This is a genomic window from Pseudomonas sp. LBUM1666, from assembly GCF_059695775.1.
In genome coordinates this window covers 4,604,782-4,625,349 of the sequence record NZ_CP166789.1, presented here as the reverse complement: position 1 = coordinate 4,625,349, position 20,568 = coordinate 4,604,782, and the positions used below count along the sequence as shown (strand labels likewise).

Annotated in this window: 24 protein-coding genes; 11 read left to right on the top strand and 13 right to left on the bottom strand. The window is 59.3% G+C overall.

Annotated elements, in window-relative coordinates; all coding sequences use genetic code 11:
• Positions 1-154: 154 nt before the first annotated feature.
• From ACA056_RS21185 to ACA056_RS21165, 5 genes are all read right to left on the bottom strand, one after another.
• On the bottom strand, positions 155-604 hold the full coding sequence (locus ACA056_RS21185) for an LTXXQ domain protein (protein ID WP_497267508.1): 450 nt from the start codon (positions 602-604) through the stop codon (positions 155-157).
• Positions 605-729: 125 nt separating this feature from the next.
• A complete protein-coding gene (locus ACA056_RS21180; RefSeq protein WP_497267506.1) occupies positions 730-1,407 on the bottom strand; it encodes a response regulator transcription factor in 678 nt (225 codons plus the stop codon).
• A 7-nt stretch (positions 1,408-1,414) separates the two neighbouring features.
• Positions 1,415-1,828, bottom strand: coding sequence for an SH3 domain-containing protein (locus tag ACA056_RS21175; protein ID WP_497267504.1), 414 nt, complete (start codon positions 1,826-1,828; stop codon positions 1,415-1,417).
• Positions 1,829-1,938: 110 nt separating this feature from the next.
• Entirely contained in the window at positions 1,939-2,238 is a 300-nt protein-coding gene (locus ACA056_RS21170) for a YciI family protein (RefSeq protein WP_497267502.1), read from the bottom strand.
• Position 2,239: 1 nt separating this feature from the next.
• Positions 2,240-2,836, bottom strand: a complete 597-nt coding sequence (locus tag ACA056_RS21165) for a septation protein A (RefSeq protein ID WP_497267500.1) — start codon at positions 2,834-2,836, stop codon at positions 2,240-2,242.
• A gap of 87 nt (positions 2,837-2,923) precedes the next feature.
• Between ACA056_RS21165 and ACA056_RS21160 the strand changes: the two genes are divergently transcribed.
• From ACA056_RS21160 to rluB, 6 genes are all read left to right on the top strand, one after another.
• Positions 2,924-3,787 carry a PHP domain-containing protein gene (locus ACA056_RS21160; RefSeq protein ID WP_046046431.1) on the top strand — a complete coding sequence of 288 codons (864 nt, stop codon included), beginning with the start codon at positions 2,924-2,926 and terminating at the stop codon, positions 3,785-3,787.
• Between the two features lie 13 nt (positions 3,788-3,800).
• Positions 3,801-4,430 carry an L-threonylcarbamoyladenylate synthase gene (locus ACA056_RS21155; protein ID WP_348132717.1) on the top strand — a complete coding sequence of 210 codons (630 nt, stop codon included), beginning with the start codon at positions 3,801-3,803 and terminating at the stop codon, positions 4,428-4,430.
• On the top strand, positions 4,431-5,252 hold the full coding sequence (locus ACA056_RS21150; RefSeq protein ID WP_008156118.1) for a segregation and condensation protein A: 822 nt from the start codon (positions 4,431-4,433) through the stop codon (positions 5,250-5,252).
• An 11-nt stretch (positions 5,253-5,263) separates the two neighbouring features.
• Positions 5,264-6,256 carry an SMC-Scp complex subunit ScpB gene (gene scpB, locus ACA056_RS21145; RefSeq protein ID WP_497267497.1) on the top strand — a complete coding sequence of 331 codons (993 nt, stop codon included), beginning with the start codon at positions 5,264-5,266 and terminating at the stop codon, positions 6,254-6,256.
• Positions 6,257-6,402: 146 nt separating this feature from the next.
• Entirely contained in the window at positions 6,403-6,594 is a 192-nt protein-coding gene (locus ACA056_RS21140) for a DUF1289 domain-containing protein (RefSeq protein WP_497267495.1), read from the top strand.
• A 142-nt stretch (positions 6,595-6,736) separates the two neighbouring features.
• Positions 6,737-8,029 (top strand): 23S rRNA pseudouridine(2605) synthase RluB, encoded by a 1,293-nt coding sequence (gene rluB, locus ACA056_RS21135; RefSeq protein ID WP_497267493.1) that lies wholly within the window; start codon positions 6,737-6,739, stop codon positions 8,027-8,029.
• Positions 8,030-8,229: 200 nt separating this feature from the next.
• Here the strand turns inward: rluB and ACA056_RS21130 are convergent, their stop codons facing one another.
• The gene (locus ACA056_RS21130) at positions 8,230-9,195 is read right to left on the bottom strand and encodes a M29 family metallopeptidase (RefSeq protein WP_497267491.1); all 966 of its coding nucleotides are present in this window, start codon (positions 9,193-9,195) and stop codon (positions 8,230-8,232) included.
• Positions 9,196-9,264: 69 nt separating this feature from the next.
• Complete coding sequence (locus ACA056_RS21125) at positions 9,265-9,402, bottom strand: hypothetical protein (RefSeq protein WP_497267489.1); 138 nt, start codon at positions 9,400-9,402, stop codon at positions 9,265-9,267.
• Positions 9,403-10,332: 930 nt separating this feature from the next.
• On the opposite strand from ACA056_RS21125, the gene ACA056_RS21120 reads away from it, so the two are divergent.
• Both ACA056_RS21120 and arfB read left to right on the top strand, forming a co-directional pair.
• Positions 10,333-11,745 carry an amino acid permease gene (locus tag ACA056_RS21120; RefSeq protein WP_497267487.1) on the top strand — a complete coding sequence of 471 codons (1,413 nt, stop codon included), beginning with the start codon at positions 10,333-10,335 and terminating at the stop codon, positions 11,743-11,745.
• Between the two features lie 166 nt (positions 11,746-11,911).
• A complete protein-coding gene (gene arfB, locus ACA056_RS21115) occupies positions 11,912-12,325 on the top strand; it encodes an alternative ribosome rescue aminoacyl-tRNA hydrolase ArfB (protein ID WP_008010994.1) in 414 nt (137 codons plus the stop codon).
• On the opposite strand, the gene ACA056_RS21110 is transcribed toward arfB, so the two are convergent.
• The 6 genes from ACA056_RS21110 to phhA form a co-directional block, all read right to left on the bottom strand.
• Positions 12,322-13,536 carry an MFS transporter gene (locus tag ACA056_RS21110; protein ID WP_497267485.1) on the bottom strand — a complete coding sequence of 405 codons (1,215 nt, stop codon included), beginning with the start codon at positions 13,534-13,536 and terminating at the stop codon, positions 12,322-12,324. The two genes, arfB and ACA056_RS21110, sit on opposite strands and share 4 nt — an antisense overlap.
• Before the next feature lie 105 nt (positions 13,537-13,641).
• The gene (locus tag ACA056_RS21105; protein ID WP_497267483.1) at positions 13,642-13,878 is read right to left on the bottom strand and encodes a hypothetical protein; all 237 of its coding nucleotides are present in this window, start codon (positions 13,876-13,878) and stop codon (positions 13,642-13,644) included.
• 37 nt (positions 13,879-13,915) lie between these two features.
• Positions 13,916-14,047 carry a hypothetical protein gene (locus ACA056_RS21100; protein ID WP_008156098.1) on the bottom strand — a complete coding sequence of 44 codons (132 nt, stop codon included), beginning with the start codon at positions 14,045-14,047 and terminating at the stop codon, positions 13,916-13,918.
• Positions 14,048-14,324: 277 nt separating this feature from the next.
• The gene (locus ACA056_RS21095) at positions 14,325-15,518 is read right to left on the bottom strand and encodes an amino acid aminotransferase (protein ID WP_497267481.1); all 1,194 of its coding nucleotides are present in this window, start codon (positions 15,516-15,518) and stop codon (positions 14,325-14,327) included.
• Entirely contained in the window at positions 15,518-15,874 is a 357-nt protein-coding gene (locus tag ACA056_RS21090) for a 4a-hydroxytetrahydrobiopterin dehydratase (protein WP_129442142.1), read from the bottom strand. The genes ACA056_RS21095 and ACA056_RS21090 overlap by 1 nt, the downstream gene beginning before the upstream one ends.
• A 104-nt stretch (positions 15,875-15,978) precedes the next feature.
• On the bottom strand, positions 15,979-16,770 hold the full coding sequence (gene phhA, locus ACA056_RS21085) for a phenylalanine 4-monooxygenase (protein WP_497267479.1): 792 nt from the start codon (positions 16,768-16,770) through the stop codon (positions 15,979-15,981).
• Between the two features lie 280 nt (positions 16,771-17,050).
• Here phhA and ACA056_RS21080 point away from each other — a divergent pair, with 280 nt between their 5' ends.
• The 3 genes from ACA056_RS21080 to flgG all read left to right on the top strand — a co-directional run bounded on the left by ACA056_RS21080 (position 17,051) and on the right by flgG (position 20,553).
• Positions 17,051-18,616 carry a sigma-54-dependent transcriptional regulator gene (locus ACA056_RS21080; RefSeq protein ID WP_282479852.1) on the top strand — a complete coding sequence of 522 codons (1,566 nt, stop codon included), beginning with the start codon at positions 17,051-17,053 and terminating at the stop codon, positions 18,614-18,616.
• 365 nt (positions 18,617-18,981) lie between these two features.
• Positions 18,982-19,722, top strand: a complete 741-nt coding sequence (locus tag ACA056_RS21075; RefSeq protein ID WP_150655070.1) for a flagellar basal body rod protein FlgF — start codon at positions 18,982-18,984, stop codon at positions 19,720-19,722.
• A gap of 45 nt (positions 19,723-19,767) precedes the next feature.
• Positions 19,768-20,553 (top strand): flagellar basal-body rod protein FlgG, encoded by a 786-nt coding sequence (gene flgG, locus ACA056_RS21070; RefSeq protein WP_497267477.1) that lies wholly within the window; start codon positions 19,768-19,770, stop codon positions 20,551-20,553.
• The last annotated feature ends 15 nt before the right edge of the window (positions 20,554-20,568 follow it).

Below are 20,568 nucleotides of genomic sequence, written 5' to 3'. Positions count from 1 at the left end.
CAAACCAGTGTGGGAGCGAGCTTGCTCGCGATAGCGTCAGCACATTCAGCATCAACGTAACTGAAAGACCGCCATCGCGAGCAAGCTCGCTCCCACATTAGACTGAGTGGCATCAGACCCAACGGTGTTAGCCGTCGGGTCCGGGGTTAACGCATTATTGCGCCTTTTGCGGCTGTTGCGCTTTCCAGGCCTTGAACTCGGCCCATTCGGCGCGACGCTCAGCCTGTTTTTTCTGGATCTCGTCGAATTGCTTCTGTTGACCCGGTTTCAGCAAGGCACGCACGTCGGCTTCAGCTTTCTTGTGGTTGGCCGCCATTTCATCTTTCATGGCCTTCTGGTCGGCTGGCGAGAGTTTTTCCAGGTACTTGTCGACCACTTGCTTACGCTCATGCATCTGCTCGCCCATGATTTTGCGGATCTGTTCGCGCTGTTCGCGGCTCAGGTCCAGCTGGCTGTACGGGCCTTTGCCGTGCATACCGTGCATCTGACCGCCATGGCGTGAGCCGTCCATCGGGCCACCCATCGGGCCGGCACCTTCAGGCATGGCCATGGCAACGGTCGGCAGGGCGGCAGCGAACATCAGAGCGATAAGAGTCTTGCGCATGGTGAATCTCCTTGTCTCGTTCCCGGTACGTTCCGGATGAGTACAGATTACGGAGATCAAGGTCAGCGGCGGTCAGCGGAGCGTAAAGCTTGGGTAAAGACGATTTCTCGCCGACCTGACAAAACTTACAGGCTGTAGTAGTAGCCGCGGCTGCGCAGGGCCACGATGCGCGGGCGGCCGTCGGGGTGCGGGCCGATTTTTTTGCGCAGGTTGCTGACGTGCATGTCCAGGCTGCGGTCGTACAGCGTCAGTTTGCGGCCGAGGGCGATTTGCGCCAGTTCCTGTTTGTCCAGCGGCTCGCCGGGTTGCTTGAGCAGGGCTTCGAGCAAACGGCTTTCGGAGACGGTGAGGGTGAATTCCTGTTCATCGATGCTGACCACGCCACGCACCGGACTGAAACTCAGGTCGCCCAGTTCCAGCTGACTGGAGACTGCAGCCGGATGACTGCGGCGCAACACGGCGCGCAGGCGGGCTGTCAGTTCCCGTGGGTCGCACGGTTTGGCCAGGTAATCGTCGGCGCCGAGTTCCAGGCCGAGGATGCGGTCCAGCGGCTCGCCGCGGGCCGAAAGCATCAGCACCGGCAAGTCCGGGTGGTCGCTGCGCAATTGCTTGAGCAATTCCAGGCCGCTGCCGTCAGGCAGCATCACGTCCAGTACCACGGCTGCCGGCGATGTTTCAGCCAGTGCACGACGGGCGCTCTGACCGTCGTGGCAGGCGCGGACCTGGAAGCCTTCCTGGCTTAGCCAACTGCTCAGGAGCTCACACAGCTCCTGGTCATCATCAATTAATAACAGCTCGCTCATGACTCACTCAATTTAGCCATTGCCTACGTTTTCTGGTGGCACCACTGGCGAAGATACCGCAGAGCAGCGCCAATAGCGCTACTGCGGCGCCGATGACGAACCACTGTTGCTGATCGGTCAATAGACGCGGCAGCGGGCTGCTGGCCTGGGCTTCCTTGAGCTGCAGCTTGAGGCGCTGATTCTCTTGGCGCAACCGGCTCAGCTGGGCACTTTCGCCTTCGCCATCGGTATTTTGCAGTTGTTTGCTCAGTACTTCTCGTTGCTGTTCGCTTACCTTCAAGCGCTGTTGCAACTCGGTGATCTGGCTGCCGGCGCTCAGCGACAGCGGCGTCGAGCTGCCGCCCTCGGCGCTTTCTTCACCGTGGGCGGGGGCCACAATCGACAACGTCACCAACATCAGACACAACGGACCTTTGCGCATCGCCACTCCTGATTCCAATACGAGTATTGGGCAGGTTGTCGGCCGGTAAACGAGAATAATGAGCGTTGAGAGCGCGATGAACCGATAAGATTCATCGCGCTGGAGGGATATTACGGAAGGACTTGCTTGAACGGCTTGACCGAAACGTTGGCGTAGACGCCTGCAGCGATATACGGATCGGCGTCGGCCCAAGCCTGGGCGGCGCTCAGGGAATCGAATTCGGCGACGATCAGGCTGCCGGTGAAACCCGCAGCGCCCGGATCATTGCTGTCGACCGCCGGATGTGGGCCGGCCAAAACGATGCGACCTTCACCTTTGAGCACTTGCAGGCGCTCAAGGTGTGCAGGCCGTACGGCCAGGCGGGCTTCCAGGGAGTTGGCGACGTCTGTGGCAATGATTGCGTAAAGCATGTCAGTCCTCGGTTTTTGGCGTTGTGGTATCGGCGTCGTGCAGGTGGCGGGACAGGTAAATGCCCTGAGCGACCAGGAACAGCAACGTCATGCCCAGGCTGCCGAAGACTTTGAAGTCGACCCAGTAGCTCTGGAACGTGAACGCGACGAACAGGTTGGCGGCACCGCAAAACAGGAAAAAACCGATCCAGGCGATGTTCAGGCGCGTCCAGACCTGGTCCGGCAGGGTCAGTGCGTGGCCCATGATGCGCTTGATCAGCAATTGGTCGCCGATGAAGTGGCTGCCAATGAACGCCAGGGCGAACAGCCAGTTCACCACCGGGGCTTTCCATTTCAGGAAGGTCTCGCTGTGGAACGCCAGGGTCAGGCTACCGAAGACCAGGCAGGCGATGAGGGTCAGCCACTGGCTCTTCTCCAGCTTGCGCTGCTTGATGAAGAGCGCACCGTAAACCACCAGGGAGCTGATGATCAGCATGGCGGTGGCGCTGTAGATACCGCCTACAGTGACCTCGTGGCCGGCAATGTCGACGACCCGTGGGTCGATTTTGAAGACGATGAAAAACAGCAGAAGCGGGATGAAATCGATGAATTGTTTCACAGTGGCAGCCAGAAGCAGGATGTGGCGGCATAATAACAAACATATGGGCGCGCGATAGCGCCAGCTGATTTGAGGTAAAAAAGTCCTGTGAATGTTGATTTGCACTGCCATAGCACGGCCTCCGATGGCGCTCTCGCGCCTGCAGTACTGGTTGCGCGTGCGTTCGAGAAAGGCGTGCGAGTCCTGGCCCTGACCGATCACGACACCCTCGAAGGCCTCGATGAGGCCCGCAGCACTGCGACTGCGCTGGGGATGCAACTGGTCAATGGCGTCGAATTGTCCTGCACCTGGGGCGGCGCGACCATTCATGTGCTGGGCTATGGTTTCGACGTCAACGCCGCACCGTTGGTCGAGGCCATCGCAAAATTGCACGATGGCCGCTGGTTACGGTCCGAAGAAATTAGCCGCAAGTTGGCGCTTAAAGGCATGCCGGGCGCGCTCGAAGGGGCTCGGGCCATCCAGCAGGAACTGGGCGACAGCGGCAACGCGCCGGCCCGCCCGCATTTCGCCGACTGGATGGTGCGTGAAGGTTTCGTCAAGGATCGCGCCGAAGCGTTCCGCAAATGGCTGGGCGCCGGCAAGCTGGGGGACGTCAAGCAACACTGGCCGACCCTGGAAGACACGGTCGAAACCCTGCGCGCCGCCAAAGCCTGGGTCAGCCTGGCGCATCCGTGGCACTACGATTTCACTCGCAGCAAACGTCGCCGGCTGATTGCCGACTATATTCAAGCAGGGGGCCACGCGATCGAAGTGGTCAATGGCCATCAGCCCGCCGAGCAAGTGGGCAGCCTGGCGATTCTCGCCCGTGAGTTCGGTCTGCTGGTCAGCGCCGGCAGTGATTTTCATGGCCCTGGAGGCTGGTCCGAGATCGGTGAGTACCGCCCGCTCCCGGAGGATCTGCCGCCACTGTGGTGTCGATTCAAACATGACCCAATTATTGCCGCCGTCTGAACAGGTAGAGAATGTGAGTCAATTTTTCCAGATTCATCCGGAAAACCCGCAAGCGCGCCTGATCAAACAGGCTGTCGAGATCATCCGCAGCGGCGGGGTGGTGATTTATCCCACAGACTCGTCCTACGCCATTGGTTGCCAGATCGGCGACAAGAATGCCGTGGAGCGCGTGCGCCGTTTGCGCGGGCTGGACGACAAGCACAATTTCGCGCTGATTTGCAGCGATCTGTCGCAACTGGGCCTGTTCGCCAAGATTGACACCGGCCTTTTCCGCTTGCTCAAGGCCCACCTGCCGGGACCGTACACTTTCATTCTCAATGCCACCCGCGAAGTCCCACGGCTGTTGCTGCACCCGAAAAAACGCACCATCGGCCTGCGCGTGCCTAGCCATCCGATAGCCCTGGCGCTACTTGAGGAGCTCGGTGAGCCGCTGATGAGCGTGACCCTGATCCTGCCTGGCGAAACCGACCCGATGACCGATCCTTACGAAATGCGCCAGATACTCGAGCATCAGGTCGACCTGATCATCGATGGCGGTTTCGGCGGGATCAAGGCGTCCACCGTGATCAACCTCGCCGACGGCGAGCCGGAAGTGATCCGCGTTGGTTGCGGCGACCCGACGCCGTTCATGGCCGAGGCGTAGATGTCTGCAGTAGAACCCGTTGTCGACAGTCAGGCCGGAGCCCAGCAAGAGCTGCCCTTCGCGATGGTCTATGGCCAGGCGGTCATGGAAATGCCGCTGGACCTGTACATTCCCCCGGATGCGCTTGAAGTCTTTCTCGAAGCCTTCGAAGGCCCCCTCGACCTGCTGCTGTACCTGATCCGCAAGCAGAACATCAATATCCTCGACATCCCGGTGGCGGAAATCACCCGTCAGTACATGGGCTATGTCGAGTTGATGCAATCGGTGCGTCTGGAACTGGCCGCCGAGTACCTGGTCATGGCCGCGATGCTGGCCGAGATCAAATCGCGGATGCTGCTGCCGCGTGCCGAAACGATCGAAGCCGAAGAAGACGACCCCCGCGCTGAACTGATCCGCCGCTTGCAAGAGTACGAACGCTTCAAGGCCGCAGCCGAAGGCATCGATGGCCTGAGCCGTGTGGGGCGGGACGTGGTCGTCCCCAAACTCGACGCCCCGGAAGCCCGGGCACGCAAGCTGTTGCCAGACGTGCGTCTTTCAGAGCTGTTGTTGTCCATGGCAGAAGTGTTGCGCCGTGGCGACATGTTCGAAAGTCACCAGGTCAGCCGCGAGGCGCTGTCCACGCGCGAACGCATGAGTGATGTGTTGGAGCGCCTCAAGGGCGGCGGTTTCGTGCCCTTTGCCGAGCTGTTCACCGCTGAAGAAGGACGTCTGGGGGTGGTGGTAACCTTTATGGCGATTCTCGAACTGGTCAAGGAATCCTTGGTCGAGCTGGTGCAGAATGAGCCGTTCGCAGCGATCCACGTGCGGGCCCGAGCCGAATAACGAGTTGAATCATGAACCTGACTGAACCCCGCGAGCTGGCGCCATTGCTTGAAGCCTTTCTGTTGGCCTCGGGAAAACCGCAATCGCTTGAACGCCTGTTCGAACTCTTCGAAGAGGGCGAGCGCCCGGAGCCGCCAGTCTTCAAGAAAGCCCTGACGATTCTCGCCAAGTCCTGCGACGGCCGCGCCTTCGAGCTGAAGGAAGTGGCCTCCGGGTATCGCTTGCAGATCCGCGAAAAGTTTTCGCCGTGGGTAGGACGTTTATGGGAAGAGCGGCCGCAGCGCTATTCCCGTGCCATGCTCGAAACCATTGCGCTGATCGCCTATCGCCAGCCGATCACCCGGGGCGAGATCGAAGATGTGCGGGGCGTGGCGGTCAACAGTCACATTGTCAAAACCTTGCTGGAGCGCGAGTGGATCCGCATCGTCGGTTACCGTGACGTGCCGGGTAAGCCGGCAATGTTTGCGACCACCAAGGCGTTTCTCGATCACTTCAACTTGAAAAACCTCGACGATTTGCCACCGCTGGCCGAATTGCGCGAGCTTGAGCCTGATCCGGTGCTCGATTTCGACGACGCGCCGGTGCCTGCCGGACTGCAGGAGTTGGCCGACGCCAGCGCCGAGCCGGAAGAGCCGAAGGAAGAAACCAGTTTCCACACGTTGTTGCTGGAGCTGGACACCATGGAGGAGGGGCTCAAGACCGACTTCGACGACATTCTGCGCGATAGCGTGGTGACGGATACTGAAGAGGTGCTGGATCAGCCTGAGCCCGAGCCCGAGATCGAAGTTGAACTTCAGGTCGAGCCCGAAGCCACAGTCGAAGAAGAGCCGGAAGAAGAGCTTGAGGATGACGTGCTTGGTGTAGCCGAAGCGCGAGAAAAGCTCCTGGCCGCTGTTGCCGCTCTCGAACAACCGAAACCCGATCCCGAATTGAGCGACGAAGAAGCCGAGGCCCGCGCCCTGGCCGAAGCAATCGAAGCCGAACGCCGCGAATTCGACGACTGAGCCGGATCTTGTGGACGCCGAATCCCCCTGTGGGAGTGAGCCTGCTCGCGATAGCGGTGGGTCAAGGCAACAATGATGTCGACTGACACTCCCTCTTCGCGAGCAGGCTCGCTCCTACAGGGGGTTTGTGTGGTCTGGAGTGTTTAATGAGCTCAACCAAAGACCCCTGCATCAGCGTCTGCAAATTCACCGACGACATCTGCCTGGGCTGCGGCCGCAGCAAGCGCGAAATCAAGGCCTGGAAGAAACTCGACAAGACTGACAAGCGCACAGTCCTCGCCGAAGCCTCGCTGCGATTGATCAAGCTCGGTACCACCGGTCGGCGGAAATCCAGGTAACTCTCCATTGATCAGCTAGTCTCTGATGCGCGAACGCTCCCATGAGCGTATGATTCGCGACCCTTCGGCGATCCCTTCGCCCAAGTACCAGCTTTCAACTCTTCAGGCCAGGCCTGAACAGACCACACCGGGAGGTGCCCAGATGAGTATCAAAGACCAGAAAGACGACCAGGAAATCGGCCCAGCAGGCGAGAAACTGCAGAAAGTCCTCGCCCGTATTGGCGTCGGCTCGCGCCGTGACGTAGAAGCCTGGATCAGCCACGGCCGCATCAAGGTCAATGGCAAAGACGCCACCCTTGGGCAGCGCGTCGACATGCACGACGCCATCACCATTGATGGCAAGGTGATCAAGCGCGAAGAAGCCGCCGAGTCGGTACGCCGCGTGATCATGTACAACAAGCCTGACGGCGAAATCTGCACCCGCCTTGATCCGGAAGGCCGTCCTACCGTTTTCGACAAGATGCCGCGCCCGAAAGAAGGTCGCTGGATCAACATCGGTCGTCTGGACATCAACACCACCGGCCTGCTGATGTTCACCACCGACGGTGAGTTGGCCAACCGCCTGATGCACCCTTCCTATGAGATGGACCGTGAATACGCGGTGCGTGTACGTGGCGAAGTCGATGACGAGATGATCGAGCGCTTGAAAGCAGGCGTCGTCCTCGAAGACGGCCCGGCCAAGTTCACCGACATCAAGCAGGCGCCAGGTGGCGAAGGTTTCAACCACTGGTACCACTGCGTGGTGATGGAAGGTCGCAACCGCGAAGTTCGTCGTCTGTGGGAATCCCAGGGCCTGGTGGTCAGCCGTCTGAAGCGCGTGCGTTTCGGTCCGGTATTCCTCAACTCCGACCTGCCAATGGGCCGCTGGCGCGAAATGAGCCAGTACGAAGTCGACATTCTGAGTGCTGAAGTCGGCCTGACCCCAGTGGCCATGCCGCAGATGAACGCCAAGAGCAAAGACAAGCTCGACCGCATGCAGCGTAAATCGTCGCGTCCGATGGGCAAGACCGAGCGCGTGCGTTCGTTGCGTCCAGCCATCGGTAACCAGACCGCTGCTACGCCGCGTGACTCCCGTGAACCGCAAATCGAAGGCGAGCGTCCAGCCCGCAAACCAGCAGCGCCACGCGCTGATGGCGAGCGCGGTCCACGCACGCCGCGTCCGGCCAATGGTCGCACCGAGCGTGGCGAAGGCCGTGGTGCGCCGAGCGGTGGTCGTAGCGATCGCGGTGCTCCTCGTGGTGAGGCTCGTGGTGATTCGAGTCGCGGTACGCCAGTGGCAGATCGTCCTTCCGACACCAAGCGCCCGGCCAAGGCACCGGCGAAGAAGCGTCCAGGCATCGTCCTGGTCGACAAGGACGCGCCATCGGGTAAACGCCGTGGTGCGCCAGCCGGTTCAGGTCAGCGTCCGGGCTTCGGTCGTCGCAAGCCTGAGTAATCGGTAAGCGCCACATAAAAAACGCCAACCCTCGGGTTGGCGTTTTTTTTGGTCTGGCTTTAAGTAAGGTGGTGACTGTTCGGGCCTCTTCGCGAGCAGGCTCGCTCCCACATTAGATCGCATTCCTTCCTGAAGTCTCGGTCCACTGTGGGAGCGAGCCTGCTCGCGAAGGCGGCAGTAGCAACACCGCCATTTCGCGATTAAAAGACAAACCGCCCATCAAACAACGGCTCATCGTCCAGCGCCAACACGCCGCTGGAGAAGATCAGGTCCAGATGATGGCTACCCTTCGCGCCACCACCCAATCCCAGATGCAGCCCGCAATGGCGCTCCTCAAACCCGGCATTGCGCGCATACAACGCTTTAACGCCTTCATTGGTGCCGATCCCCAGCTCCTCGATGCGCCGGTTGGATGGATTGGCCTCCAGGTACTTGTTGAAGTCATGTTCCAGCCCCGGCACATCGGTGGCGATTTTGCTGATGGTCGAATTCTCGATCCACAACTCTAGCGGCGACTCCAGCACCCCGTATTTGCGGGCAAATGGAATGGTGCTGAGAAAAGTCCCCATGAACTTGACCCTGCCGTTAATGGCTTCGCTGTGCGTGGCAATTTCACCAGGCGCCAGATCGAAGTTGCCGACACCGTTGATGTCGGTCCACTTCTTGATACTGCTCAACGGTGTTTCGAACCACGAGCCGTGATCATCTTTGAAACTTAACGTGGTGGCATGGGACATGCGCTGGATCAAGTGGCTGTTCAACCCGGCAATGCGTTGCGGGGTGACACTGAACGTGTCGTAGAAGTAATCGCCGTAATCCTTGAACAGCAGCGACTTCTTCCAGTTCTCGGCCATGACGCCTTGCAGCGCGCGGACAAATTCCGGGCCGTCGGGGCGTGGGTTGGGCAGGGTGGAAGAGTCGTAGAAGAAAATGTACAGATCGCTGTCGGCAATCGCCTGGGCCAGCAATTCCGTGGGTTCCAGATCCAGTCGCATCGCGCTGAAGCTGAACCGTGGGCTGGCACCGGCCTGTTCGGCGATGGCGCCCGTCAGTGCCTGGTAATCAGCCGTGTAGCCGAGCAAGACCTTCGCCGGGTTGATGCCGGCAAGGGCAGGGTGATGTTCGAGGTAGTAAAGGAAATGCGAAATGGCGCGTTGCTTATCCATGTAGTCCTCCCTGACAAACCGAGAAAAAGTGGCAGGCACAACCGGCCGGATCGTACCTGCCGGGATGTCTTACAGAGGCCACATCGCCGTGCCGAATGGAACAATCGCGTCGGCTTGCATCATTTCAACGGCGGCTTCATGGGTCGGTGCTTCAAACCAATCGTCCAGTTGCAGTTCAGTTTCCAAGTCTTTTTCAAGTGCTTGCATTGTGAATCTCCTAGATGACTTTTTCGGTAAGTGCAGCGGCGCGTTTTCAGTCATTGAATAACCCGCCAACTTGCTGATTGATGCGTCTCGGCAAGTCGCTGAAAACCTAGTTCACAGGTTTTTAAATTGCAAAAAAATAATCAAATAAGATTTGTTTGGATTTTTTATTCTGTTTTCAATTAAGCAATTTGTTAATAAAAAACAAAAAACTAACTCGACCTTTCCCTACGGAAACGTCCTACCGTCAATTTGCAGTCAGCCTACAGTCAGATCTGATTCGGCAAACTTACGTTACGGCATGTAAAGAAATCCTGACGAAATCAAGCCTCAAAGCCCATGGTTTGACGCTTGCGGAAGGGGTGTAAGGAAAACCTTCCGCCTGACATCCAGTTAACCCTTCCGCAGGGCTCTGGCCCGCTTGTTTCAGGCGCGGTTGAAGGGTGAGATGCGCCCCATGCCTGTCGTGCAGGTGCATAACAAGAAGGAGGCGCAATGTACGCCGTGACTCATCTCCATCTCTCCCCGTGGAGCGACTTTTCCGTCGCTCCCGTCGATGACCCGCAAAGGTCTGACTCTTTTTTTGCAGCCGCTCGAGACTCTCGAGGCGGACACAGGCAATCCCGGCAAATGACACGCTGATCCAGCAGTGTCTGGCAGCAGGGGGTTACAGGTGTACAATGCGCCGCGTTTTAGCTGTGACCTCCTGCGCATCTGCGCAAACCTCAAGGCTATCCGCCTTGTTCACTCCGCCGCGCCACAAGCGTGTCGGGTTCGATTTCGTCACAGATAAAAACAAACAGGTGACGCATGACCGTTGTAAAAACGCTGAACTCCTTTTGCCTTCGCTGGGGTTTGATCGGCGCTGCTTGAAATCGCAACCGAGCAGCAACGTCTAACGAACATCATCAAACCTTGCGTGAGACCCTTTTCATGAGTGGACAAAACTCGCATTCAGGCGAGCTGAAACGCGGCCTGAAAAATCGCCATATTCAACTGATCGCCCTCGGTGGCGCGATCGGCACCGGGCTGTTCCTCGGCTCGGCCGGCGTCCTGAAATCCGCCGGCCCGTCGATGATCCTCGGCTACGCCATCTGCGGCTTCATCGCTTTCATGATCATGCGCCAGCTCGGCGAAATGATCGTCGAAGAGCCGGTGGCCGGTTCCTTCAGCCACTTCGCCCATAAATACTGGGGCGGTTTCGCCGGCTTCCTGTCGGGCTGGAACTGCTGGATTCTGTACATTCTGGTGGGCATGTCGGAGCTGACCGCGGTCGGCAAATACATCCACTACTGGGCGCCACACATCCCGACCTGGGTCTCGGCAGCCGGCTTCTTCGTCTTGATCAACTTGATCAACCTGGCCAACGTCAAAGTCTTTGGTGAGGCCGAGTTCTGGTTCGCGATCATCAAGGTCGTGGCCATTGTCGGCATGATTGCGCTGGGTAGCTACCTGCTGGTCAGCGGCGACGGCGGCCCGCAAGCGTCGGTGACCAATCTGTGGGCCCACGGCGGCTTCTTCCCGAATGGCGTCAGCGGTTTGGTGATGGCCATGGCGATCATCATGTTCTCCTTCGGCGGCCTGGAAATGCTCGGTTTCACCGCAGCGGAAGCCGACAAGCCGAAAACCGTGATCCCGAAAGCCATCAACCAGGTGATCTACCGGATCCTGATTTTCTACATCGGTGCGTTGGTTATCCTGCTTTCGCTGACGCCATGGGACAGCCTGTTGGCGACCCTGAACGCGTCGGGTGATTCCTACAGCGGCAGCCCGTTCGTTCAAGTGTTCTCCATGCTTGGCAGCGACACCGCTGCGCACATCCTCAACTTTGTGGTTTTGACCGCGGCATTGTCGGTGTACAACAGCGGCACCTACTGCAACAGCCGCATGCTGCTGGGCATGGCCGAGCAGGGCGATGCGCCGAAAGCCTTGTCGAAGATCGACAAGCGCGGCGTGCCAGTGCGTTCGATCCTTGCTTCGGCGGCGGTGACATTGATTGCCGTATTGCTGAACTACCTGATCCCGCAAAACGCGCTGGAACTGTTGATGTCGCTGGTGGTTGCCACCCTCGTGATCAACTGGGCGATGATCAGCTTCTCGCACTTCAAGTTCCGCCAGCACATGAACAAGACCAAGCAGACGCCGCTGTTCAAGGCCTTCTGGTACCCGTACGGGAACTACATCTGCCTGGCGTTCGTGGTGTTCATTCTGGGCGTCATGCTGCTGATTCCGGGGATTCAGATCTCGGTGTATGCGATTCCGGTGTGGGTCGCGTTCATGTGGGTTTGCTACGGCATCAAGAACAAGCGCAGTGCGCAACATGCGTTGCAGGCCGCAGTGAAATAACGCGGGGCGTAGAAACAACAAACCCGGCCATGTGCCGGGTTTGTTGTTTTCGGGATTTACACAAATCCCCTGTGGGAGCGAGCAAGCCCGCTCCCACAGGGGATCTTTGGCGTGCCGGGGATCTGATTCGCGGTATCCTGCGCGTTCTGAATACGGACGCTTTTCCATGCTGGTGATTTCCAACAACGTGCATCTGCCGGATGCCGAGATCGAGTTGACCGCCATCCGCGCCCAGGGCGCCGGTGGGCAGAACGTCAACAAGGTCTCCAGCGCGGTGCACCTGCGTTTCGATATTCCGGCCTCGTCCTTGCCTGAGTTCTACAAGGAGCGGCTGCTGGCGCTGCGTGACAGTCGCATCACCAGCGAAGGCGTATTGATCATCAAGGCCCAGCAATACCGCACGCAAGAAGCCAATCGCGCAGATGCCCTGGAGCGGCTGACCGAGTTGATCCTCAGCGCCACCAAGGTCGAAAAGAAACGTCGCCCGACCAAACCGACCCTCGGTTCGAAGAAGCGTCGGCTCGAATCCAAGACCAAGCGCGGCAGCATCAAGGCCGGGCGTGGCAAGGTCGATTTCTAGCGGGCTTGGCGCTCTTCCCGGTACTTTTCATTTAGATGCTTCGGCGCCTGCCGGTACAAGTAAACACTCAGTGCCAGACCGCTCAACGCGGCGAGCGCAGCGAACAGGAAGATCGAGGCAAAGCCAAAACCTGCCGCAATCGCACCGGCCAGCGGCCCGGTGATCCCCAGCGACAAATCGATGAACAGCGAATAAGCCCCGACTGCCGCGCCACGACTTGAGGCCGGCACCAGGTTGACCGCTTCCACCCCCAGCGCGGGGAACACCAGCGAGAAACCGAACCCGCTTAGCGCCGCACCGGCCAATGCCCAATGAGCGTCCGGCGCCAGCCACAGCAGCAACAGTCCCAGTGTTTCTACCGACAGGCAGGCAATCGCCACGCGAAAGCCGCCGAGGCGGTTGATCAGGTTGCCGAACAGCAGCCGCGCACCGATGAAACTGGCACCGAACAGGCTCAGGCACAGCACCGCGTTGTCCCAGTGTTGCGTGGCGTAATACAACGTGATGAAAGTCGCGATAGTGCCGAAACCGATGGAACCCAGCGCCAAGCCGCAACCATGTGGCAGCACGCGCCCCAGCACATGCATGAACGGCAAACGCTCACCGACCACAATCGGCGCGGCGGTCTTCGGCCAGGCCAGCACCAGGCCGAGGACGGCCAGCAACACGATGCTCACGCCCATGCTCCACAAACCCAATTGACTGACCAGCAGCACGCCCAGCGGTGCGCCGACCGCCAGTGCGCCATAGCTGGCGATGCCGTTCCAGGAAATGACCTTGGCGGTATTCGCCGCGCCGACCCGGCCGATGCCCCAGCCGATCGAACCGGAGCCCACCAGGCTTTCCGCGCTGCCGAGCACCAGCCGGCCGATCAACAGGCTGATCAGGCTCAAGGTCGGCAGGCTCTGGGTCCAGGCCGAAATCAGCATGAACACGCCGCTCAACCCACAGCCGGCGAGGCCGTACATCACGGCGAGTTTGCTGCCCTTGTTGTCGATGATTTTCCCGGCATAAGGACGGCTGAGCAGGGTGGCCAGGTATTGCACGCTGATCACCAGGCCGGCGATTACGGCACCGAAGCCCAGATCGCTGTGGACGTAGCCCGGCAACACGGCCAGGGGAATGCCGATATTCAGGTAGCCGATGAAGGTGAACAGGACGATGGAAACGACTTGCAGCGTGACCGCCAGGGGGCGCTGGTTTTCAGACATGGGTAAAGATCCACGGGGAAGCAGGATAGATAGGCTGCTTATGATAGCGGCGCGAGCGGCTACTGGTCGTGGAAAAAGTAAAACTATTTGCCGGGCGGGGATGAATCAGGGTTTGGCGGGAGCGACCAGGTGCGTGGTGACCAGGGCGGCCAGGGCGTTTTCTTCGGTACCGAAGCGGGCGAGCAGCGCGGCGCGTTTCTCCGGGGAAAGGCGATTCCAGATCTCGATCATCTTCTCGGTGGTGCCGATCAAGACGCTGGCCTGCTGAGCTTCGTCAAAAGTAGGGGAGAAGTCATCGGTCATGGTGTGGGGCTCGGGGTTCAGGCGGTGTGGAAAGCGCATGTTAGCGCTTTCCACACGGTCTGGCATTGCAGGTGAATCAGTCTTCGCTGTCGGCCTTGCGGCGTTCAGTGGCTTCTTTCGGCTCGGGCTGTTGGGCACCGGCTTGTTGCGTGGGCGTCTGCTCAGTTTCGTGCAGGCTTGGGAAGGGGAGATTAGGGATCTCGTGCATATCGCGCTCCTCGCAAAGTCTGTTGATAGATCTGGTAGATCCGCGCTTTTAAAAAGCTTGGGGAGGATACAGCAGAAGAAATGACAAATAGACTTTTATATCCAATTGTTGCGACGGATGGGATTGTCTAGACAGGTCTGGAAGAGGGGGCGACACAAAACAAATGTGGGAGCGAGCCTGCTCGCGAATGCGGTGGATCAGTCAATGTTGATGTCGACTGACACTCCGCATTCGCGAGCAGGCTCGCTCCCACAGGGGGACTTGCAGTGCTTGATGGTTACTTGCAGACGTCAGCGATAGCTTCGGCCAGCAGGTCCAGACGCGTCGCATCAATCCCGGCCACGTTGGCCCGGCCTGAGTTGACCATGTAAACGCTGTGATGATCACGCAGTTGTTTGACCTGATCCGGCGTCAAGCCGGTGTAGGAAAACATCCCGCGCTGCACACCGATGTGCGCAAAGCGCTCGCGCAAACCATGAGGTTCAAGCGCTTCAACCAAACCGCTACGCAGTTGAGCGATACGCAAACGCATGGCTTCCACTTCGTCGGCCCAGAGGCTTTTCAGCTCTGGATCACCGAGGATGGTTGCTACCACAGCAGCGCCGTGATCCGGCGGTGTCGACCACAGGTTGCGGGCGATGTTGGCCAGTTGGCTGCGGATATCCACCAGCTTGTCAGCGGTTTTTGCGCAGACAATCAGCGCGCCGGTGCGGTCGCGGTACAGGCCGAAGTTCTTCGAGCAGGAGCTGGTGATCAGCACTTCCGGCAACGCGGCAGTGAACAACCGCGTCGACCATGCATCCTGTTCCAGGCCATCGCCGAAGCCCTGGTAGGCGAAGTCGATCAGCGGCACCAAATCGCGACTGCGCACCACGTCCAGCACCCGGCGCCAGTCGTCATGGGACAGATCGAAACCGGTCGGGTTATGGCAGCAGGCGTGCAGCAGCACCACATCGCCCTTCGGCGCTTCATTGAGTACCGCGAGCATCGCTTCGACGTCGAGGCGGTTATCGCTGCCGACGTACGGGTAATGACTGACCTTGACCCCGGCCGCCGCGAAGATGGTTTCGTGGATCGGCCAGGTCGGATTGCTCAGCCACACGCCACGGCCCGGTAGGCATTGGGCGATGAAGTCCGCGCTCAAACGCAGCGCACCAGTACCGCCCGGCGTTTGCGTCGCGCCGGTCCGTTGTTCGGCGATCAGCGGGGAATCGGCACCCAGCACCAATTCAACGATGGCCTTGCCGAACGCCGGTTCGCCGTGACCACCGATGTAAGTCTTGGTGGTCTGACGATCCACCAGGCGCTGCTCGGCGAGCTTCACGGCCTGAGGAATCGGTGTCAGGCCCTGGGCATCTTTATAGACGCCCACGCCGAGGTCGAATTTGCGCGGGTTGGAGTCCTGCGCATAGGCCTCCATCAGGCCGAGAATCGGGTCGCCGGGTACTCGACCGATGGCGTCGAAATGCATTATTTGCGGCCCTCGGCGTCCTTGGCCACTTCGTCAGTGCGCGCGGCCATGATGAAGTCGTTGCGATGCAGACCTTTGATGGAGTGGCTCCACCAGGTCACGGTGACTTTTCCCCACTCGGTCAGCAGGCCAGGATGGTGACCTTCCGCCTCGGAGATTTCACCGACGGCGTTGGTGAACGCCAACGCGTGCTTGAAGTTCTTGAACAGGAAAACTTTTTCCAGCTGCATCACGCTGTCGCGCACTTCAATGTTCCAGTCCGGGATCTGCTTGATCAGTACCGGCAGTTCTTCATCGCTGACCTGAGGAGCGCCGGCTTGGCAGGCTTCGCAGTGGGCTTGGTTCAATGTGGACATGATGGGTTCCTGAAATCGAATGATTGGAAATCGGCCGTCAGTGTCACCACGCTAAAGCAAAGCGTCGGTTCCTGACAGACTCACTTGATCGTAAAAGTCGCGGATCACGCAGCTTTTGGTTTTGGCGGAAACTTTGGTGCGCGCAAACCCAGCTGCATGCCTTGCTTGACCATCCCCATGATGTCTTCGTGGGCGAGGTCGAACAGGCGCTTCAGGTTCGGCAGGGCAAAGTACAGCGGTTGCAGGATGTCGATGCGGTACGGCGTGCGCATGCATTCCAGCGGATCGAAGGCCTGATGCTCAGGTTCGTCCGACAGGCAGTAAACGGTTTCTTTCGGCGAGGAGAGAATGCCGCCGCCGTAAATGCGCAGACCTTCAGCGGTATCAACCAGGCCAAACTCGATGGTCATCCAATACAGACGCGCCAGGTACACGCGTTCTTCCTTGGAAGCCTGTAGGCCAAGTTTGCCGTAGGTGTGGGTGAATTCGGCGAACCAAGGGTTGGTCAGCAGCGGGCAGTGGCCAAAAATTTCGTGGAAAATGTCCGGCTCTTGCAGGTAATCCAGCTCTTCGCGGGTACGAATAAACGTCGCTACCGGAAACTGCTTGTTGGCGAGCAATTCGAAAAAGGTCTGGAAGGGGATCAGTGCGGGTACCCGGGCGACCTGCCACCCGGTGGTTTCACCGAGGACCTTGTTGATCTCACCGAGTTGCGGAATGCGGTCGTGGGGCAGACCGAGTTTTTCGATACCGTCCAGGTATTCCTGGCACGCACGACCCTCGATCACTTTCAGTTGGCGAGTAATCAGCGTGTTCCACACCGCGTGTTCTTCGGCGGGGTAGTCGATAAAACCTTGCGCATCGGGCTCGCGGGCCACGTATTGCGTCTGCTTCATGCTGCTCTCCTGCTAGGGGATTTCGTTCTTGTTATGTCCTGCTATGGACCTAGAAATACCTCAAGAAATGCGGCGTTGCAGCACGTGAGTCGCGCTATGCGTAGGAAAAATCGTCGATTTTTGTAAAGTATTCGTTACGGATCGGCCGCTATGGCGTAGGGATTGAGATTTGCGGGTTTGAAATGGCGTGCAGGTGTCACATAATCTTGACGACTAAGTTGGTGCCTGTGCAGAAAAATCCTTGCTCAGGCCCTCGATCTCTCCTGTTTCGGGCCTTTATATGCGTATCAAAGTCCACTGCCAGAACCGCATCGGTATCCTGCGCGACATTCTCAACCTGCTGGTGGAGTACGGGATCAACGTCGCTCGCGGCGAGGTCGGCGGTGAGCATGGCAATGCGATCTACCTGCATTGCCCGAACCTGATCAACATTCAGTTCCAGGCGTTGCGGCCGAAATTCGAATCGATTGCCGGGGTTTTTGGCGTCAAGCGTGTAGGTCTGATGCCCAGCGAGCGTCGGCACATGGAGCTCAATGCGTTGCTCGGTGCCTTGGAGTTTCCGGTGCTGTCGATCGACATGGGCGGCTCGATCGTCGCGGCCAACCGCGCGGCGGCGCAGTTGCTCGGCGTGCGGGTAGATGAGGTGCCGGGGATTCCGCTGTCGCGATACGCCGAGGATTTCGACTTGCCGGAACTGGTGCGCGCCAACAAGTCGCGGATCAACGGCCTGCGGGTGAAGGTAAAAGGTGATGTGTTTCTCGCCGACATCGCGCCACTGCAATCGGAGCATGACGACAGCGAAGCCATGGCTGGCGCAGTACTCACGCTGCACCGCGCCGACCGGGTCGGTGAACGCATCTATAACGTGCGCAAGCAGGAGCTGCGAGGTTTCGACAGCATTTTCCAAAGCTCGAAGGTGATGGCCGCGGTGGTGCGCGAAGCCCGACGCATGGCGCCGCTGGATGCGCCGCTATTAATAGAAGGCGAAACCGGTACCGGTAAAGAGTTGTTGGCGCGCGCCTGCCATCTGGCGAGTCCGCGGGGGCAGTCACCTTTAATGGCGCTCAATTGCGCCGGCCTGCCGGAATCCATGGCCGAGACGGAGCTGTTCGGCTACGGCCCCGGCGCTTTCGAAGGGGCGCGGGCCGAAGGCAAGCTCGGGCTGCTGGAGCTGACGGCGGGCGGTACGCTGTTTCTCGATGGCGTCGGGGAAATGAGCCCGCGTTTGCAGGTGAAATTGCTGCGTTTCCTGCAGGACGGTTGCTTCCGTCGTGTGGGCAGCGATGAAGAGGTTTATCTGGATGTGCGGGTGATCTGCGCGACGCAGGTCGACCTGTCCGAGTTGTGCGCGCGCGGTGAGTTTCGCCAGGATTTGTATCACCGCTTGAACGTGCTTTCACTGCACATCCCGCCACTGCGCGAATGCCTCGATGGTTTGACGCCGCTGGTGGAACACTTCCTCGATCAGGCCAGTCGGCAGATCGGTTGCCCGCTGCCGAAACTGGCGCCGGCGGCGATGGAACGGCTCAGTCATTACCACTGGCCGGGCAATGTCCGGCAATTGGAGAACGTGTTGTTCCAGGCGGTTTCCTTGTGCGAGGGCGGGACCGTCAAGGCCGAACATATTCGCCTGCCGGACTACGGCGTGCGCCAGCCACTTGGCGATTTCTCGCTCGAGGGCGGGCTGGACGAGATTGTCGGGCGTTTCGAGAAGGCGGTGCTGGAGCGTTTGTACTCCGAGCATCCGAGCAGTCGCCAACTGGGCAAGCGGTTGGGGGTTTCGCATACGACCATTGCCAACAAGTTGCGTGAGTACGAGGTCGGCAAAGAACCCGGCAGCGCATAGTCGTTGTAGCAGCTGCCGAGCCTGCGAGGCTGCGTTCGGCTGCGCAGCAGTCGTAAACCCTATGTATGCGGTTTACCTAAACGATCGCGGCGTCTGAATTCACGACTGCTGCGCAGCCGAACGCAGCCTCGCAGGCTCGACAGCTGCTACAGGACGGTGTTGAGCCGGAGAGGTCGGCTCTTGCCACTTACCGGCATAACACCGCCGGTTTTTCGTCTTCGACACAATCCTCTAATCCCTCCTGAACCCCTCAAGTCCTTTGTTTGCCGGGCCCTGCGCCGCCAGAAAAAAGTTGGTCTGCAAATTGCTTATCGCTCAGCAGTACAGCAGTGGGCGGCAAACGTCCGGCATGCAGAGGAAAGAGTGTGGACAAGTACCTTTATGTGGCAATGACCGGCGCCAGCCAGAATGCACTGGCGCAGAAGGCTCATGCGAACAACCTGGCGAACATCTCCACCAACGGCTTCCAGAAAGACCTGGAACAGGCGCGTTCAATGCCGGTGTTCGGTGACAGCTTTCCGGCGCGTGCGTTTGCCCTGTCCGAACGTCCGGCCACCGATTTTTCCCCTGGCGCATTGGTGGAAACCGGTCGCGACCTCGATGTCGCGGTGCAAGGCAATGGCTGGATCGCCGTGCAGAACCCTGACGGCGGCGAAAGCTACGTGCGCACCGGCAGCCTGAACGTCGACGCCCTGGGCGTGCTGCGGGCCGGCAACGGTATGCCGGTGATGGGCAATGGCGGGCCGATTGCCGTGCCGCCCGAGCAGCAAATCGAAGTGGGCGAAGACGGCACCATCAGCATTCGTGCGATGGGCGAAGGTCCGCGCGTGATGGCGGAAGTCGACCGCATCAAACTGGTTAATCCTGACTTCAAGAACATGACCAAAGGCCTGGACGGTTCGATCCACACCAAGGACGGCAAGCCGGCGCAAGCCGATGCCGACGTCAAACTGGTGTCCGGTTTCCTTGAGTCGAGCAACGTCAACGCCGTGGAAGAGATGACCTCGGTGCTGGCCCTGGCCAAGCAGTTCGAGCTGCACATCAAGATGATGAACACCGCCAAAGACGATGACCAGGCCATGGCTCGGGTCTTGCAGATCAGCTAATTATCAGAACGTCGCGCCGTAAAACAGGCGCACGAGGAGAATCGAATGCTTCCGGCTCTATGGGTTGCCAAAACAGGTCTGTCCGCCCAGGACACCAACCTGACGACCATTTCCAACAACCTGGCCAACGTGTCGACCACGGGTTTCAAACGTGACCGCGCCGAGTTCCAGGACTTGCTCTATCAGATCAAACGCCAGCCAGGCGCCCAGTCGACCCAGGACAGCGAACTGCCGTCGGGTCTGCAGGTGGGTACCGGTGTGCGCATCGTCGGTACCCAGAAAAACTTCACCGCCGGCAGCCTGCAAACCACCGAGCAGCCGTTGGACATGGCCATCGACGGTCGCGGTTTCTTCCAGATTCTGCAGCCGGACGGCACGACTTCCTACACCCGTGACGGTACGTTCCACCTTGACTCCAACGGTCAGATCGTGAACTCCAGCGGCTTCGCTCTGGAACCGGCCATTGTCATCCCGAACGATGCCCAGACCTTCACGGTCGGTCGCGACGGCACCGTGTCCGTCACCGTTGCCGGCAACCCGGCATCCCAGGTGATCGGCAACCTGCAAACCGCCGACTTCATCAACCCGGCCGGCCTGCAGGCTGTGGGCAACAACCTGTTCCTGGAAACCGCAGCCAGCGGCGCGCCGCAAGTCGGTACCCCGGGCCTGGCCGGTTTCGGCACCACGCTGCAGAACACCCTGGAAACCTCGAACGTCAGCACCGTTGAAGAGATGGTCAACATGATCACCACTCAGCGCGCCTACGAGATGAACTCCAAGGTGATCTCCACCGCCGACCAGATGCTCTCGTTCGTAACGCAGAATCTGTAATCAAGTCTATGAGGC

Coding starts and splice junctions, on each gene's coding strand:
- ACA056_RS21185 (WP_497267508.1), bottom strand. CDS start 604: ATGCGCAAGACTCTTATCGCTCTGATGTTCGCTGCCGCCCTGCCGACC.
- ACA056_RS21180 (WP_497267506.1), bottom strand. CDS start 1,407: ATGAGCGAGCTGTTATTAATTGATGATGACCAGGAGCTGTGTGAGCTC.
- ACA056_RS21175 (WP_497267504.1), bottom strand. CDS start 1,828: ATGCGCAAAGGTCCGTTGTGTCTGATGTTGGTGACGTTGTCGATTGTG.
- ACA056_RS21170 (WP_497267502.1), bottom strand. CDS start 2,238: ATGCTTTACGCAATCATTGCCACAGACGTCGCCAACTCCCTGGAAGCC.
- ACA056_RS21150 (WP_008156118.1), top strand. CDS start 4,431: ATGTCTGCAGTAGAACCCGTTGTCGACAGTCAGGCCGGAGCCCAGCAA.
- scpB (WP_497267497.1), top strand. CDS start 5,264: ATGAACCTGACTGAACCCCGCGAGCTGGCGCCATTGCTTGAAGCCTTT.
- ACA056_RS21140 (WP_497267495.1), top strand. CDS start 6,403: ATGAGCTCAACCAAAGACCCCTGCATCAGCGTCTGCAAATTCACCGAC.
- rluB (WP_497267493.1), top strand. CDS start 6,737: ATGAGTATCAAAGACCAGAAAGACGACCAGGAAATCGGCCCAGCAGGC.
- ACA056_RS21130 (WP_497267491.1), bottom strand. CDS start 9,195: ATGGATAAGCAACGCGCCATTTCGCATTTCCTTTACTACCTCGAACAT.
- ACA056_RS21125 (WP_497267489.1), bottom strand. CDS start 9,402: ATGCAAGCACTTGAAAAAGACTTGGAAACTGAACTGCAACTGGACGAT.
- ACA056_RS21120 (WP_497267487.1), top strand. CDS start 10,333: ATGAGTGGACAAAACTCGCATTCAGGCGAGCTGAAACGCGGCCTGAAA.
- arfB (WP_008010994.1), top strand. CDS start 11,912: ATGCTGGTGATTTCCAACAACGTGCATCTGCCGGATGCCGAGATCGAG.
- ACA056_RS21110 (WP_497267485.1), bottom strand. CDS start 13,536: ATGTCTGAAAACCAGCGCCCCCTGGCGGTCACGCTGCAAGTCGTTTCC.
- ACA056_RS21105 (WP_497267483.1), bottom strand. CDS start 13,878: ATGCGCTTTCCACACCGCCTGAACCCCGAGCCCCACACCATGACCGAT.
- ACA056_RS21100 (WP_008156098.1), bottom strand. CDS start 14,047: ATGCACGAGATCCCTAATCTCCCCTTCCCAAGCCTGCACGAAACTGAG.
- ACA056_RS21095 (WP_497267481.1), bottom strand. CDS start 15,518: ATGCATTTCGACGCCATCGGTCGAGTACCCGGCGACCCGATTCTCGGC.
- ACA056_RS21090 (WP_129442142.1), bottom strand. CDS start 15,874: ATGTCCACATTGAACCAAGCCCACTGCGAAGCCTGCCAAGCCGGCGCT.
- phhA (WP_497267479.1), bottom strand. CDS start 16,770: ATGAAGCAGACGCAATACGTGGCCCGCGAGCCCGATGCGCAAGGTTTT.
- ACA056_RS21080 (WP_282479852.1), top strand. CDS start 17,051: ATGCGTATCAAAGTCCACTGCCAGAACCGCATCGGTATCCTGCGCGAC.
- flgG (WP_497267477.1), top strand. CDS start 19,768: ATGCTTCCGGCTCTATGGGTTGCCAAAACAGGTCTGTCCGCCCAGGAC.